This is a genomic window from Aquimarina sp. (assembly GCF_977115655.1).
Genome location: NZ_CDSBKO010000005.1, coordinates 124,457 through 139,148, shown reverse-complemented (window position 1 = coordinate 139,148; position 14,692 = coordinate 124,457). Strand labels below are relative to the sequence as shown.

At 36.5% G+C, this 14,692-nt stretch carries 13 protein-coding genes; 1 reads left to right on the top strand and 12 read right to left on the bottom strand.

The annotated features are described in order from the left end of the window. Window positions 1-118: 118 nt before the first annotated feature. The 5 genes from ACZIYX_RS03900 to tssD (ACZIYX_RS03880) all read right to left on the bottom strand — a co-directional run bounded on the left by ACZIYX_RS03900 (window position 119) and on the right by tssD (ACZIYX_RS03880) (window position 5,061). Entirely contained in the window at window positions 119-2,083 is a 1,965-nt protein-coding gene (locus tag ACZIYX_RS03900; RefSeq protein WP_462680882.1) for a zinc metalloprotease, read from the bottom strand. Window positions 2,084-2,086: 3 nt separating this feature from the next. Beyond that, complete coding sequence (tssD, locus tag ACZIYX_RS03895) at window positions 2,087-2,809, bottom strand: type VI secretion system tube protein TssD (RefSeq protein ID WP_462680881.1); 723 nt, start codon at window positions 2,807-2,809, stop codon at window positions 2,087-2,089. A gap of 304 nt (window positions 2,810-3,113) precedes the next feature. After that, window positions 3,114-3,650, bottom strand: a complete 537-nt coding sequence (locus ACZIYX_RS03890) for a hypothetical protein (RefSeq protein WP_462680880.1) — start codon at window positions 3,648-3,650, stop codon at window positions 3,114-3,116. Next, window positions 3,647-3,961 carry a hypothetical protein gene (locus ACZIYX_RS03885; RefSeq protein WP_462680879.1) on the bottom strand — a complete coding sequence of 105 codons (315 nt, stop codon included), beginning with the start codon at window positions 3,959-3,961 and terminating at the stop codon, window positions 3,647-3,649. The genes ACZIYX_RS03890 and ACZIYX_RS03885 overlap by 4 nt, the downstream gene beginning before the upstream one ends. Next, window positions 3,958-5,061, bottom strand: a complete 1,104-nt coding sequence (gene tssD / locus ACZIYX_RS03880) for a type VI secretion system tube protein TssD (protein ID WP_462680878.1) — start codon at window positions 5,059-5,061, stop codon at window positions 3,958-3,960. Before tssD (ACZIYX_RS03880) ends, ACZIYX_RS03885 begins: the two co-directional genes overlap by 4 nt. A 437-nt stretch (window positions 5,062-5,498) precedes the next feature. Here tssD (ACZIYX_RS03880) and ACZIYX_RS03875 point away from each other — a divergent pair, with 437 nt between their 5' ends. Beyond that, window positions 5,499-9,557, top strand: coding sequence for a T9SS type A sorting domain-containing protein (locus ACZIYX_RS03875; protein WP_462680877.1), 4,059 nt, complete (start codon window positions 5,499-5,501; stop codon window positions 9,555-9,557). Between the two features lie 559 nt (window positions 9,558-10,116). On the opposite strand, the gene ACZIYX_RS03870 is transcribed toward ACZIYX_RS03875, so the two are convergent. The 7 genes from ACZIYX_RS03870 to ACZIYX_RS03840 all read right to left on the bottom strand — a co-directional run bounded on the left by ACZIYX_RS03870 (window position 10,117) and on the right by ACZIYX_RS03840 (window position 14,669). Continuing rightward, window positions 10,117-10,509: a lipocalin-like domain-containing protein gene (locus ACZIYX_RS03870; RefSeq protein ID WP_462680876.1), complete on the bottom strand. Its 393-nt coding sequence runs from the start codon at window positions 10,507-10,509 to the stop codon at window positions 10,117-10,119. A 370-nt stretch (window positions 10,510-10,879) separates the two neighbouring features. Then, window positions 10,880-11,845 (bottom strand): DUF3078 domain-containing protein, encoded by a 966-nt coding sequence (locus ACZIYX_RS03865; protein WP_462680875.1) that lies wholly within the window; start codon window positions 11,843-11,845, stop codon window positions 10,880-10,882. A 177-nt stretch (window positions 11,846-12,022) separates the two neighbouring features. Next, on the bottom strand, window positions 12,023-12,532 hold the full coding sequence (locus tag ACZIYX_RS03860) for a DUF2480 family protein (protein ID WP_462680874.1): 510 nt from the start codon (window positions 12,530-12,532) through the stop codon (window positions 12,023-12,025). 15 nt (window positions 12,533-12,547) lie between these two features. After that, window positions 12,548-12,985 carry a PaaI family thioesterase gene (locus ACZIYX_RS03855; protein ID WP_462680873.1) on the bottom strand — a complete coding sequence of 146 codons (438 nt, stop codon included), beginning with the start codon at window positions 12,983-12,985 and terminating at the stop codon, window positions 12,548-12,550. A gap of 42 nt (window positions 12,986-13,027) precedes the next feature. Further along, window positions 13,028-13,354, bottom strand: a complete 327-nt coding sequence (locus tag ACZIYX_RS03850; RefSeq protein WP_462680872.1) for an SUF system Fe-S cluster assembly protein — start codon at window positions 13,352-13,354, stop codon at window positions 13,028-13,030. A 47-nt stretch (window positions 13,355-13,401) separates the two neighbouring features. After that, window positions 13,402-13,824, bottom strand: a complete 423-nt coding sequence (locus tag ACZIYX_RS03845) for a SufE family protein (RefSeq protein WP_462680871.1) — start codon at window positions 13,822-13,824, stop codon at window positions 13,402-13,404. A 149-nt stretch (window positions 13,825-13,973) separates the two neighbouring features. Next, on the bottom strand, window positions 13,974-14,669 hold the full coding sequence (locus tag ACZIYX_RS03840; protein ID WP_462680870.1) for a DUF4377 domain-containing protein: 696 nt from the start codon (window positions 14,667-14,669) through the stop codon (window positions 13,974-13,976). Window positions 14,670-14,692 lie beyond the last annotated feature (23 nt).

Below are 14,692 nucleotides of genomic sequence, written 5' to 3'. Positions count from 1 at the left end.
CCTTTTTATTTACTTCAAAGGTACAATAGGTTCCTTCTTCTTCAAAAGCATAATAGATGCTCCTGCTACAGGAGGATAAAAATAATAATGTTACTATATATAAGACAGATCGTATCATTTATTTGGTTTCTTTTAAATAATTATGGGTTTTGCCTGTGGTACGCAATATATCCCACTGCCATTGGTAAAACACCTTGCGCTGCATAGTGGTGTTTTTAGACCCGCTATCGGTATGGGTATAATCCATATAGTTTTCTAAACTGGTGGATTTGGATTTCTTTTTTGGTAGTTCTTTTCCTTTTACAGCAGTTTTTTGTTGTACCTCTAATTCTGCTATTTTTTGGGTTGTGGTGTTAATTTCTTTTTCTAACTCTTCTATATTTTTTATAGCCCCCGTTCCTATAGATAAAGGATTGCTTTCTATTTCTAATGATTTTTTTACATAATCAACAAAAAACTGTTCAAAATTAGCGATATTCTTATTAAAAAATAATTTGGCATTCATTACTCTTTGTATAGAAGAATAATATGCATTTAAGTTGTTTAATTGATATAATTCTATATTGGTTAATTTATTATCCTTTTTTAAATTATTTAAATTAGCTAAATCCTTTTTTTTGTCAATCAATCTTTTCAACTCATCCTTTAAACTATCTAATTCACTATCCACATCCTGTTTATAGGTAACCCCGTCTTGTTTTAGGATAGTAGTACCAAGATCGTTAGAAAAGGTATGCTCTAATCCCAGGCTATGCCCAATCTCGTGCAAAGTACCAGTAATTGCAGTGGCATCTTGCAACAGCAGATTAAATATATGTGCAATCCCCGAGGTGGTAGCAGAGTATGCCGCAGCATCGCCGTATGCCCCATATATATTCTGGGTAATAAACAAATGTATTTTATGGGTTTTATCCAAAGCGGTATCTGCACCTCCCAATTGGTCATACGATTGTTTGGCTTGCAGGTACCCGGTATATGCTGCCTGTACTTTTGGGTGCTGCCAGATGGTGGTTACCATTTTTTTGTCGTACCCTTTTTTGGCTTGCTGTATACCATCTTTATTATAGCTGTATTTTTTATCAAATACCTCTAATAGCTTTTGCCCTTTTTCTTTTACTTTTTCTTCTGCCTTGTTTTTTTGTCCCTGATTTACCAGCAGGGCAGCATACCTGCTCTCTACCATAGTATTATATTGTAGTGCGGTATTTTCGTTTTTAAGGTGTAGTTTGCCCTCTCTATCCTCCAGATACTGGTCTAATTGCGATCTGCTTAGGGTAATTACATTGGTATGCGGTGCCAGTACAGCATGTATGTACGACTGGTTAAAAGATTTGGTGTTAAATGCTTTTACCAAAGTGTTTAAAAAAGGGCTGTTGGGTATTTTGTCTACCGTTTTGCCTTCGGTAGTTGCCAGTTTAAGCATTACGGGTTGTATGGTGGTGGTATATCGCTCGTGATTGGGGCATACGATCAATTGCCCCACGATTTTATCGGTTTCTTTGGTAATACGCCTGGCAGTAATGGTTACAGGGGTGCTAAACTCTTGCAGGCACTCGATCTGTAGCTCGCCTATGGCAACCGCGTTATGGGTAGCATCTTTTTGCCCGCCCATGGTTAGCATAATGGTTACCGCGCCGTTATCATTGGCTCCTGCAATGGCCACCCTATCGGGGGCAGAGGATATAAAATGTATTAGCCCCAGATCGGGATCCCCATTGGTAAACTCTTTGCCGGGCTCTAGCCGTACATATACTTTGGCACCGGTAGTATTGCCATTGGCATTGGGCGGGTATAACGACAGGTAAGAGCATAAATGCCTGTGGTCGCCATCTACGGTTTCTTGCCGGGATTCTACCCCGGCAACAACAGCATACTCATTTACCATACCTTCTGCCATAACCTTGGTATCAAAACGATCAAAGCCAAAGGTACCGGTATAGCCGGTATCCTTAGCACCATAATTGCCCATGGCATGCTCTTTGGACCGGTAAAAGGATACTACCCCCGGTAGTTGTGGCTTGTTAAGGTGGGGGATGGTGATATGGTTAGAGGGGTTGCCGGTTTGGGATATTCGTATGGGCATAGGTTATATTTTTTGGGTTTCGACAATCTCTAATGGTACCTTGGTAATATCCCCGGTAATTACCACATTGTTTAAAATATCGTTTTCTAGTAGTTTGCCACGGTACATAAAATCATGGGGATAGTCAGACAGGTCTATATTTAGTTTTTCGTCTTTTCGGTTCGAGGTTTTTATAAGTAAAATTGCTTTTCCCAAATAGGTCTCGTCTATAGTGTTGCCTTGTTCGTCCTCAAAATGTGCAGACTCTATAATAAGCTGTTGGTTGCTGTTTTGCACAGAGGTATAGGGTTGTTGTTCTTTTGGTTTAACCCAACTCTCTTGCCAGGGTTTTATATGCGTTACCCCTTTTATTTTGTGTATTGCTGAGGATATTTTTAAGGTAATGGTCATTGGTTTTTCGCCATGGGTGCAAAAGGATTCGTGCCACATTACCAAAGCAGAATCATTAAAATGGTACTCAAAAAGCACTGTGCCATCAAAACTACCTTTATAAAAAACCACTTTAGATTCGGTAAGGGTGCAACGTTTGCCTTTTGGGCTGTGCAGTATCCATCGTTGCAAACGGTCATCATTATGCCCCGCCATAAAAGACAGGGTAAGCATGCCCCCCATGGGTACCTCGCCACAGCGACCTGTTTTTGGGTTTAAATACCTATGGTATTCTAACTCGGTATGCAATAACTCCCTAAAGGTACCAAGGGTGTATAATCTGGCGACTACGTTCATCCAAAAAGATTTTATTTGTATAAATTTTGAACTGCATTAAGACAGCGAAACAGGTTCTTAGACATCAAAGTAACGCAAAATATTGCTATGATGTATAGATGCCGCAAAAGTTTGCGGTTTTACCGTAATTGGTTCTTTTTCAAGAAATAAATTAATGGTGATGGCTCTGGTTTATAATAGCGTTGATAATTTTATCAAAACTGGGCATATCCCATTGCTTAGAAGGAAGAGAGCCAATAATCTGTAAACTTTTTTTGGGGCGAGTCAAAAGCCCTTCCCTTTGGGAAGGATTTAGGATGGGTGTTTAATCCTTTAGAGCTTTTAAAATATCCTCTACAGGGATACACATTGGATTGGAATAATAATGTTTATATCTCCAAGGGAATACCATATACATAGTGCAAGGAATACATTTTTTATTTTTTATCAAATCTATAATCTCATTCTTCTCAAGATATCTGCTTTGTGATCCATCATCATCATATTCGTAAAATAATAATTCTACACTATAAAGATCATCTTCGTTTATATAGTTCTTTGGTTTAGTATCTTTTTCTATAAAAAGACTTTTTATAACCTGTTTATGATAATCTCCAACTTCAAAATTTTCCTTACCAACTAAAGGGCAAATAATTTGAGGATTGCTACGTTTAATATTTGCGATGCTATCAATATTAATATCAGAGGTAAAATATAAGCGATAAGAATCTATATTATTTTGATCTTTAAAAGGTTCAATTTGTTTATAATGAAGGGTTATTGGCGGGATATTATGATCTTTTAGACAACTAGTTGCCAAAACAGATAAACAGATTAATAAGCAAGTATGTACTATTTTCATTTTGTTTCTATATATTTTTTTATAGCTGCTAGTAATAAACTAGATGCAGAGATGGTTTTTTTTGATAAAATTTCTGTAAACATTTCTCCTGCATTACCATGATTATGTGTAGAGGTATGCATGATATGTGGGGTATGCCATTTTGGTATCCATTGTCCACCTAAATCAGCTATTATATCATCCTGTTCATAAGTATTTGGGTCTGTATAAATATGTATCCAATGTTTAGCTTTTGGCTTTGGTCTATTAAAGTGTATATCTGCAATAAGAGTCACTTGTGTAAGTTCTCCTACAGGATCTAAAGTTATCAAAGTATTTTTATATATCCTTTTTTAGTTAAAATATCAGATAAATGTGCTCCGTTCCACCCTCCTAAACTATGACCAACAATGTTTACTTGTGTGCCATCTTTATTAGGTATTTTGCTTATTACATATTTCTGAATATCTTCTGTACCTTTTACCTCTTTATAGCTTAAATACTCTGATGAATATTGAGGTGTATCAATTAAATTTTCATCAAAAGGTTCTTTTACTTTTTCTTTTACAATTTCTGTTTTCCAATCTGTATAAAACGGTTCCTTATCCCCAGCGCCACCGATAAAAAAGGTAACTACCTGCTTATACTTGGCTTTGGTATTTATATTTGGGTTAAGATTGCCTGTATAGGCATATATGGTAGCGGTATGTTTTCCTTTACTTACTTGTATTTGTGTTTTTAATATTCCATCTTGATATATGCCGCCTGTGAGGAGTTTTTGATGTTGTGCGGTATCTTCATCGTCATAAGTAGCAGACCATTGTATTTGGTTTAAATCATCTCCTTCTTTATAATTTTTTATAGTAGCGTGGTAATAATATGTATGTTTAGGGCTAATATATTTTACTTTATTCCCTGTCTCATCAAAAGGCCCTGATATATTGGTTACTTTTATAGATTCCGTTTTTTGTTGGTTTTCTACAGAGGTATAGGGTTGTTGCTGCGGTGGTTTAACCCAACTCTCCTGCCAGGGTTTTATATGCGTTACCCCTTTTATTTTGTGTATTGCCGAGGATATTTTTAAGGTAATGGTCATTGGTTTTTCGCCATGGGTGCAAAAGGATTCGTGCCACATTACCAAAGCAGAATCATTAAAATGGTACTCAAAAAGCACTGTGCCATCAAAACTACCTTTATAAAAAACCACTTTAGATTCGGTAAGGGTGCAACGTTTGCCTTTTGGGCTGTGCAGTATCCATCGTTGCAAACGGTCATCATTATGCCCCGCCATAAAAGACAGGGTAAGCATGCCCCCCATGGGTACCTCGCCACAGCGACCTGTTTTTGGGTTTAAATACCTATGGTATTCTAACTCGGTATGCAATAACTCCCTAAAGGTACCAAGGGTGTATAATCTGGCTACTACGTTCATCCAAAAAAAGATTTTATTTGTAAAAATTTTGAACTGCATTAAGATAGCGAAACAGGTTCTTAGACACCAAAGTAACGCAAAATATTGCTATGGTGTATAAATGCCGCAAAAGTTTGCGGTTTTACCGTAATGGGTTCTTTTTTAAGAAATAAATTAGGGATAATCAACCAAATATTTGTTTTTAAGCACAGTTCATCCCGGCGATTTGTTCCTCGCGTTAAAAACGGGAATGGGGTCTATTTAGCATAAGGATTATTAATAATGGATTCTGTTCTCCAACGGAATGACAAATCCGCTCATTCCTCTATGCCGCATAAATTTTTGTCATACACAAAAGTATGTTTCTTAAACTTTTTTTAACATAACTGTGCAATCTATAGTCGTTCTAATGCTATAACTTGTTATCCGCAAAAAATCACACAAATACATTAACAGTTATGAAATTAAAATTACTTTTAATTCCATTTATTATCTCTTGTTTTATAGGGATTCAGGATGGATTTACACAATCTGTGTTTATCAATGAAATACACTATGATAATGCAGGTACCGATGTAGAAGAAGCTATCGAAATCGCAGGGGTAGCAGGAACAGACCTTACCGGTTGGAGCATTGTTTTGTACAACGGTTCTAATAGCAGTGTTTACAACACCATTTCTTTATCAGGAACTATAACAGACCAACAAAATGGTTATGGTACCAAAGTAGAAATCCTTTCTGTAAACGGTCTACAAAATGGGTCCCCCGATGGATTGGCATTGGTAGACAACAACAATACGGTGGTTCAGTTTTTAAGTTACGAAGGGGTAATTACCGCAGCAGACGGACCGGCAAACGGTATGACAAGTACAGATATTGGGGTATCCGAGCCTAATACCGCACCTATTGGATCCTCCTTGCAACTATCGGGGGCAGGAACCACAGCAACAGACTTTGTTTGGGAAAACACCACAACCAATACCTATGGGGCAGTAAATACAAACCAAACGTTTGGCAGCCCGTTTACAGCACCCGTAATCAATGAGTTTGTGTTTAACCACACAGGTGCAGATACCGATGAGTTTGTTGAGGTACTATCTGGTGCAAATACCGATTTAAGTGCCTATTGGTTGCTAGAGATCGAAGGGGACAGCAATGCTGCAGGAACTATCGACGAGGTAATACAATTAGGGACAACAGATGCTAACGGGTATTTTACCACTGCCTTTGGTAGCAATACCTTCGAAAACGGAACGGTGGCATTACTGCTGGTAAAAAATTTTACGGGCACACTTGGACAGGATTTAGATACCAACGACGATGGTGTTTTGGATACCACCCCGTGGGAAGAAATAACAGACGATATTGGGGTTAACGATGGCGGGGCATCTGACCTTAATTATGCCACGGTTACCTTATTGCAATCTTTTGACGGAAGCACATTTACCGTGGGTGGGGCTTCCCGATTTCCTAACGGCAAGGATACCAATGCAACCACCGATTGGACCAGAAATGATTTTGACGGTAGTGGGCTGCTTAGCTTTCCTAATGTAATAGCAGAACCGGGAGAAGCCGTAAATACCCCAAACCGGGAAAATGTGGTCATCGAAGAGGTAAACCCAACAGCACCATTGGTAATTAACGAGATAGATGCAGATACACAAGGATCGGATGCTTTAGAATTTGTAGAATTATATGACGGCGGAGCAGGAAACACCCCGCTCGATGGTTATGTATTGGTAAACTATAACGGGAACAACGATACTAGTTACAATGCCATCGATCTGGATGGTTTTTCTACTAATGCCGAAGGGTATTTTGTGATCGGTAATGCAGAGGTTGCCAATGTAGGGTTAGTGGTGCCGGGCAATACGTTTCAGAACGGGGCAGATGCTGTGGCTCTCTATTTTGGAGATGCTACCGGTTTTCCTAATGGTACCGCCGTTACTACCGATAACTTAATAGATGCCGTAGTATACGATACCGACGATGCAGATGATGCAGGGTTATTGGTGTTACTTAACGCAGATCAACCACAAATTAATGAGAATGTAAACGGAAAAAAAGATAGCGAGTCCCTGCAAAGAGTACCTAACGGTCAAGGAGGAGCACGTAATACATCTGCTTATGTAGCCAAAACTCCTACACCGGGTGTAAGCAACGAAGGTATTATTGTAAACCCGGGAGAGCAGATCAGTATTGCCGAGGCAAGGGCCGTTGCCGAAGGAACCACAGTTATAATTGCAGGAGTATTAACGGTAACCGATAGTTTTAAGGGCCCGGCATTTGTACAGGATGCTACCGGTGGTATTGCGGTTTTTGATGAATCTGTACATGCAAACGCTACTTTAAAAGTAGGGGACTCTATAACTATTACAGGAACAAGAGCTGTTTTTAATGATCAGGTTCAGATAAGCTCTGTTACAAAAGTAGTAAACCATGGTCTTCCTCAAAACCCGATCACGCCAATAGATATTGCTTTGGCAGAACTTGGGCAGCACCCGGGAGAACTGGTTAGGGTACTCAATACTACCTTTCCTAATCCGGGAGATATTCTATTCGGAAATTCTAACTTTACTCTTACAGATACCAGCGGAAGCGGGCAATTACGGGTGGATAACGATGTGGCCTCTATCGTTGGCAAAGCACAACCGGCTACCTGCCCCGAAATTACAGGGGTAGTAGGACGTTTTAGGGAGTTTTATCAGGTACTGCCAAGACAATCCTCAGATATTCCTTGTGCAACAGAGTTTGTACCACCGGGAGATACCGTTGGTTTTCCTAAAGAAGATACTTTTGATGTAGTAGCCTGGAACATCGAGTGGTTTGGGGATGAAAGCAATTCACCAGTTGGGCAAAACCCGTTATCTGATGCTATACAGAGGGATAGTACTGCTACAGTATTAAAAAGATTAAATGCAGATGTATATGCAGTAGAAGAAATTGCAGATGATGCCTTGTTTGCCGAATTGGTAAACCTGTTACCGGGATACGATTATATCTTGTCGGATGCAGTATCGTACCCTGGTTCTGGCGGGGTATCCCAAAAAGTAGGGTTTATTTATAATACCCAAACGGTTTCGGTAGTAAATACCAGAGCGATGTTCAAATCCATACATCCTTTATATAACGGTGGTGATGCATCGGCACTTGCAGATTACCCAAGCGATCCTTCTCGTTTTTATGCCAGCGGAAGATTACCTTTTTTAATGACGGCAGATGTAACCATTAAAGGGGTAACAGAACGTATCGATCTGGTTGCATTGCACGCTAGGGCAAATAGCAGTGCAGACCCTCAAAATCGTTATGATATGCGCAAATACGATGTAGAAGTTTTAAAAGACTCCCTAGATGTTCATTTTGCAAACAATAAACTTATTCTTTTAGGGGATTATAATGATGATGTAGACCAAACCGTTGCAGATATCCCTTCTACCATTTCTAGTTTTCAGGAATATGTAGACGATACCGCAAACTATACCATTGTGTCTGCCGCATTAAGCGAAGCAGGATTGCGATCGTATGTGTTTAGGGAAAACATGATCGATCATATTACGGTAACCAATGAGCTTAAGGATGCGTATATAGATAAATCAGTAACCGTTCATTATGAGGTGTATGATAATGACTATGCCTTTACCACCTCAGACCACTTACCGGTTTCTGCACGATTTTTATTAACACCAAAATATGTGGATAACGAGTGTGCAGGAGGATCTGTAGTAGCGTTTGAGCAAGGTAAAAGACAAGATGGCAGAAAAGTTCCCTGGTTTAGGAGCAAGCCAGAACGTGCCATAGGACAACCGCGAGAAAGAAGGTACTTTAACTTTGTAAGCTTAGGGTTTGGGGGATCGATCACTATAGAATTGGACAACGAGATATTTGATAATGCAGATACTAACGAATTTGCAGTATTAGAATCCACAGGGTTTTTTGATAACATACCATGTAATTATTATCCGGAATCTGCAGAGGTATTTGCATCCCAAGATGGGGTATCGTTTGTTTCGTTGGGAACTACCTGCCAGGATGGTGAATTTGACCTTGCGGCGGGTAACCTGCGTTCTGCAAAATATATTAAAGTGGTAGATACCAGTGATAAAAATATTTTTCCTTGGTTTGCAGACGGGTATGATCTGGATGCTATTGTATGTTTAGAAAACGGAGAGCGTATTGCTACCAAAAATAAACTAGCGTATTCCAAAAATCCTACTGCTCTGGAAAGCGAATTACTAACCGAAGAGTTTGGATTAGAAGAAGTACAGGTATCGGTAACTCCTAATCCTGTTAAAGATCAATTATCTGTAGAGTTTAACAGTTTTGCCAATGCAAGCAATGTAAATGTTGTAATTACAGATGTTACAGGAAAAACTGTTTATACACAAACGATCAGGCTTAAAGTTGGACAATCTAAATTGTCTGTCGACATGCATCGCTATCCAAAAGGATTTTATGTAGTTAGAGCTTTGGATACTACAGGAAAATTGAATATTACCCAAAAAGTGATGAAAAAATAAATTTTATAAATATATTTAAAAACAGGGTACGTATTGTTTATAGGTATCCTGTTTTTTATTGTAAAATTGCTAAGTAAAAATATAATCTTACTCATGTAAATGGTAGTATTCCCTAACGCAAAATAAGTCAAAAAACAATAGCGAACTCTTGACTTTATTATTTTACATTTTCTGGTTTTACGTTTTATACCCTAAAATGGATTCCGTTCTTCAACGGAATGACAAAAAACAATAGTGCCCTGAGGTAACTCGAAGGGCAACGCTTCAATAAAAAAAATCGAAATACGATCAAACATGTAATGTTATTATTTTACATTTTCTGGATTATGTTCTTCAATAGAATGAACAAATCACCTATATTTTTGTGTTCTGTAAATTCTTTACTGTACTTAAGAAGTTTAAACCTTCAAGGTTTTTAAAAACCTGTAACAGGTTTTGTGTCAAAGACGAGTGTTTCAGTACTAAAAAAACCTATTCTCGATAGCATTGCCGGGTTTGTCGAAATACAGCTTTTATTCCTTTGAAAACAAAAAATTAAAAGAGTAATCATAAAATCAAGTTATTCAATTTTAGTATACTTTTCTTTACACGGTTCCATACATTGTGTAGGGTAATCGATAATTAGAGTTAGATCCTTTAGTTCAAAATTTATTTTAGACGCTGTAGAAGCGCAAGGTATAATAAGAATGGTTTGATCTACATTATAGGTTCCTGATTTTCCCACAGAGATATCTGTATTTAATGGGCAATAGGATGTATTGCTTTTTAAAGTACCATCGGCAAAAAATTCGATAACTTTTTCCTGATTTGATTTTTCAAAAGTAGCTTTACCATTTCCTATATCGATTAACGTATGGGTTAGCTTCCATTTACCAACTAAAGGGGATTTATTTTTTTTGGCACAAGCAGTGCAAATAGCAAATATAAAAAAGTAGAAAATAAACTTTTTCATGTTTATAAAGATTTAAGAGTTATTTTTTAACGAAGCTATAAAAAATAAGATAGAGTACCTTACGGCTTTACCTTCAAGTTTTTATATTTTTGTATGTGGTAAAAGCTCTGCACAAGAAAGTGCAGGGGAGTGCTTGTTTATGTTTGCTCATATCAATTTTACTTTGAAACAGCAGGTGCAAACCCTTTTCAGAACAAAGGACTTTTGGTTACTTTTTTTTGGAGATTGAATATAGCAACCCGAATTATAATCCGGGTTAAAATTATTTGTATTGTTTAAAAACAAATAACCCCGGAGCAAGCTCACGGGGTATGTTTCAAAAATATATTTTGATTTTGAGATCAGGGCTTTCAGGGATGCTTTTTAACTCTTAGAACCCATAATTTACACCAAGTCCAAATACTTCTCTAATTTGAAAAGCACGAACCGCATTATCATCATAGATTGCCTGAAAAGTAATGTTTGTAGATAAGTATTTATTGATTTTCATTACAACATTAGCTGTATAATCTATATCTACATTTTGTGGGTCTTCTAAATAGTTAGAATATAAGTTTAAGATATTCTCCATAGATACATTTTTCATGATTTCAAACTTAGCATATCCGCTAAGTGATGCACCAAATTCAAAACGAGAAGTTTCATTTGCTTTTACCCCAAAATAACCTCCGGCAGCATTAAAAGCATCTATATCTGCTTGTCCTGTTTTTTTAGTAAACTCATCGTGAACAAGTATAAATCTGGCCGTTGCGGGAGCAATATTAACATACAGGTTATCGCTTTTTTTCCATAACATACCAGGACCAAACTGTAAATATGCAGGCGAAAAGAAATGAGTGGTTCTAGAACGGATTTTTTCTGTTAGAGCACTACCATTTATAATAACAGGAGTTCCCTGGTCGTCCAAAAGGGGTATTTCTTTATCCTCAAAACCAGAATCCATTTGTGTTCTAAAATTTAAAAACAAAGAATAGTACCAATTAGATTCTTTTATTTGTTTTCCCAAAATAGAGTTCAATTCTAAACGGTCATTTGTTTTTCTTGTAAAATCGTCTCCTTTTATTTTTGTTAAACCATAATCAGCAATAATTTTATTGTCCCAGGAAAGTGATCCTTTTTTATAGTTAAAACCATAGGATACCGAAAGGTTTGCAGCGATATTAGAAACCCCACCACCAGTCCAATCATTGTTAAAAGCAGATTGGTTAAATAACAAGCTAATATTTCCTCCTCTGGTCCACCCGTCTTTTGGGGCTTCTTCCTTATTCGTTTCTTCCTGAGCAAATGAAACCGCAGAGACTGCTATTAATGATAGAGTTAAAAGTGTTTTTTTCATGTAATACATAGTTTTTGGTTTTAATGAGTCATTTCAAAAGTTAAGTAATTTGTGGGTATCCATGACTGCCTATATTTTTACGTTGGCAAATATATTTTAAGGAACAATTTTTACTCTAAAAAAAAGTGCATAGCGCATCGATTTTCGACAAAAGACATTATTTTCGGACAAAATGCTTTATTTTTTTTTATACAGAGGAACAGAGGAACATGCTTCGCCATACATAAGGCTTTTTGCTACTGGTTGTAGTTTTTGGATTAATGCAATATAGGCTCCCTGAGGAACTGGTTTATTTGCACATCCTTTTATAATAATAAACTTGTCCTGATATTTAGAAATATCCAAATCCCTTATAATTTCATTATAAAGGATTGTTTCTATGGTTTCTAAGGATCCTGTTACTATTTTTTTTGCAAAAGGAAAAGCAGCACTGGTTATTAACAAATATGCCCAACCCGGGATAATAGCATCTGTAGAACAGGTTAATGCAACATAAGTATCCTGGTACTGACTCCAATCATGATCTGCAACTTTTTTTCTAAAATCTTTTTCTCGTAAAATCAACCCTTCAAAAAGCCAATCTTTTATATCAAAAAGTATACGGTTTCCTTTAGGATAATAATCTTCTAAATCGAAAGTGATCAAATTTATATTACCGGCAACTTTATTTACAATTTCTTCTGCCATTATTGTATTGTAATTTTATTTATATCCTATTTTTTGGGATAGCTCTATTTTACTTTTTGTAAAATTTCCTGTTCCAAATGCAACTTCTTTTCCGTCTTCATTATATAAAACAGATTCTGCAACAAAATGGTTTCTGGATCTAAATTTTATTTTTCCTATCGCTGTAATAATTCCTTTATGTACTGGTCTCACTATATTAATGGTAAATGAGGTAGTAAGTACAAAAGCGTCTTTTATAACCGAGTTTACAGCAAAAAAAGCTGCATCGTCCAGTAATTTAAAATAAACCGAGCCGTGTATTGCTCCTAAGGCATGAAAATATTTTTCTGAGATCTCCAACTCTATTTGTGCCAGTCCTTCAGAAATTTTTACTGTAGTGGTATCATACAATTTTGTATTGATACTTGCTTGCAGATACATTCTTTCTAATTTACTATAATGTTCAGGATCCATTTTCCTTATTTAATGGTTATAGAAAAAGGGTTAGTAAATATTTTATAGCATTCCCAGTTCTAATTTGGCCTCTTCGCTCATTAAATCCTGCGACCATGGCGGATCAAAAGTAAGTTCCATTTCTACATCGTTTACAGCATCCAGAGATTTTACTTTTTCTCGTATTTCTTCTGGCAAAGACTCTGCTACAGGGCAGTTGGGCGAAGTAAGTGTCATTAAAATTTTTACATCCTGATCTTCATTTACAAATACATCATAAATTAGACCTAGTTCGTATATATCTACAGGTATTTCCGGGTCATAGATTGTTTTTAAAACCTTTACTATTTTTTCTCCCAGTTCTTCAGTATTTATATTGGTTTCGCTCATTTTATTGGATTTATACTCTTTGCTGTGTTATATCTGCAAAAAAGTAATTATTTTAATTGGGTTTGGTAAGCTACAGCATATAGTTTTATTTGTTTAATCATACTTACTAAACCATTAGCACGTGTTGGCGACAAGTGTTCTTTTAGTCCGATTTCGTCTATAAAACTGGTGTCTGCATTAATAATATCTGTAGGATGTTGCCCGGAAAATGCTCGTATTAAAATTGCGATAATGCCTTTGGTAATAATTGCATCGCTATCTGCGGTAAACTCAACTTTATCTTCTTTCATTTCGGCATGCACCCATACTTTACTTTGGCACCCTTTGATGATATTATCTTCTGTTTTGTATTTTTCTTCTATAAGGGGAAGCGATTTTCCCAGTTCTATCATATACTCATATCGTTGCATCCAATCCTCAAACATACTAAATTCGTCAACAATCTCTTCCTGAATTTCTTGAATCGTCATTACCTACAATTTTTTAACAAAAGTACAATAAGAAATGAGCATAATCAAGATTTTCATTCGTAACTAAAAAGTATTATTGTGCAATTTGTATACAGACCTGCATTTGCAGGATTGTATCTATACAAAACAATGGTTTTAACAGAGATTAATTATTGCTTTTTCATGTTTTCTGCTAATGCCAGTATAGTAGTAATTAATGGCTGTATTTCTTGAGGAGGGGCACCATGATCAAAACCACCGGAAATATATGTTTTGGTTGCAGATGTAATTTTTAATTGCGCATGTGGTGCTCCGTCAAAAAAGCGTTTTTCAGTTGGTGATTTTAGCGCATCGATTTTTTCAATATCTATAGTTTTTAAAAGAGAAAGAATAGTTTTCCAATCGTCGTCTGAGCATTTTTTAGAGATAATATCCTTTACATCCCTATCTGTTGTTTTTTCTATATGATCTTTATTTATTTTAATTTGAAGAAAAGATCCTCTTGACAAAGACTCATATTCAATATACATTATTTTATCCTGAGAGTTTGGGGTTACAGAGGTATCTTTTTCTTTAGATACTATTTTAACCAAGGTATATTGCAATGAAGAGCCATCTGCAGGAGGATTTTCTGTTTTAGTAACTGCTACTTCGATTTCGTAAATATATCCTTCTTCATACTCAAAACCATCGATAGTGTCGTAAAAAAACAACCAGTCCTCTGTGGGGTTTTCTTTGTACAACATACATTTTTGGGGAGCTTCTCCCACACAATCTGCTAAAGAACCGGCAATAAATATTGTTTTTGTCTCTTTGCAAGAAGAAAATAAAAAGATAAAGGATACTAAAACAACAAAGTTATTCATAAGGCAAAGATTTTAAACTATTA

Excerpts from the sequence above, each read along its gene's own strand:
- ACZIYX_RS03855 (WP_462680873.1), bottom strand. The coding sequence starts at position 12,985 with ATGGATCCTGAACATTATAGTAAATTAGAAAGAATGTATCTGCAAGCA.
- tssD (WP_462680878.1), bottom strand. The coding sequence starts at position 5,061 with ATGAACGTAGTAGCCAGATTATACACCCTTGGTACCTTTAGGGAGTTA.
- ACZIYX_RS03845 (WP_462680871.1), bottom strand. The coding sequence starts at position 13,824 with ATGACGATTCAAGAAATTCAGGAAGAGATTGTTGACGAATTTAGTATG.
- ACZIYX_RS03840 (WP_462680870.1), bottom strand. The coding sequence starts at position 14,669 with ATGAATAACTTTGTTGTTTTAGTATCCTTTATCTTTTTATTTTCTTCT.
- ACZIYX_RS03900 (WP_462680882.1), bottom strand. The coding sequence starts at position 2,083 with ATGCCCATACGAATATCCCAAACCGGCAACCCCTCTAACCATATCACC.
- ACZIYX_RS03890 (WP_462680880.1), bottom strand. The coding sequence starts at position 3,650 with ATGAAAATAGTACATACTTGCTTATTAATCTGTTTATCTGTTTTGGCA.
- ACZIYX_RS03875 (WP_462680877.1), top strand. The coding sequence starts at position 5,499 with ATGAAATTAAAATTACTTTTAATTCCATTTATTATCTCTTGTTTTATA.
- ACZIYX_RS03860 (WP_462680874.1), bottom strand. The coding sequence starts at position 12,532 with ATGGCAGAAGAAATTGTAAATAAAGTTGCCGGTAATATAAATTTGATC.
- tssD (WP_462680881.1), bottom strand. The coding sequence starts at position 2,809 with ATGAACGTAGTCGCCAGATTATACACCCTTGGTACCTTTAGGGAGTTA.
- ACZIYX_RS03870 (WP_462680876.1), bottom strand. The coding sequence starts at position 10,509 with ATGAAAAAGTTTATTTTCTACTTTTTTATATTTGCTATTTGCACTGCT.
- ACZIYX_RS03865 (WP_462680875.1), bottom strand. The coding sequence starts at position 11,845 with ATGAAAAAAACACTTTTAACTCTATCATTAATAGCAGTCTCTGCGGTT.
- ACZIYX_RS03850 (WP_462680872.1), bottom strand. The coding sequence starts at position 13,354 with ATGAGCGAAACCAATATAAATACTGAAGAACTGGGAGAAAAAATAGTA.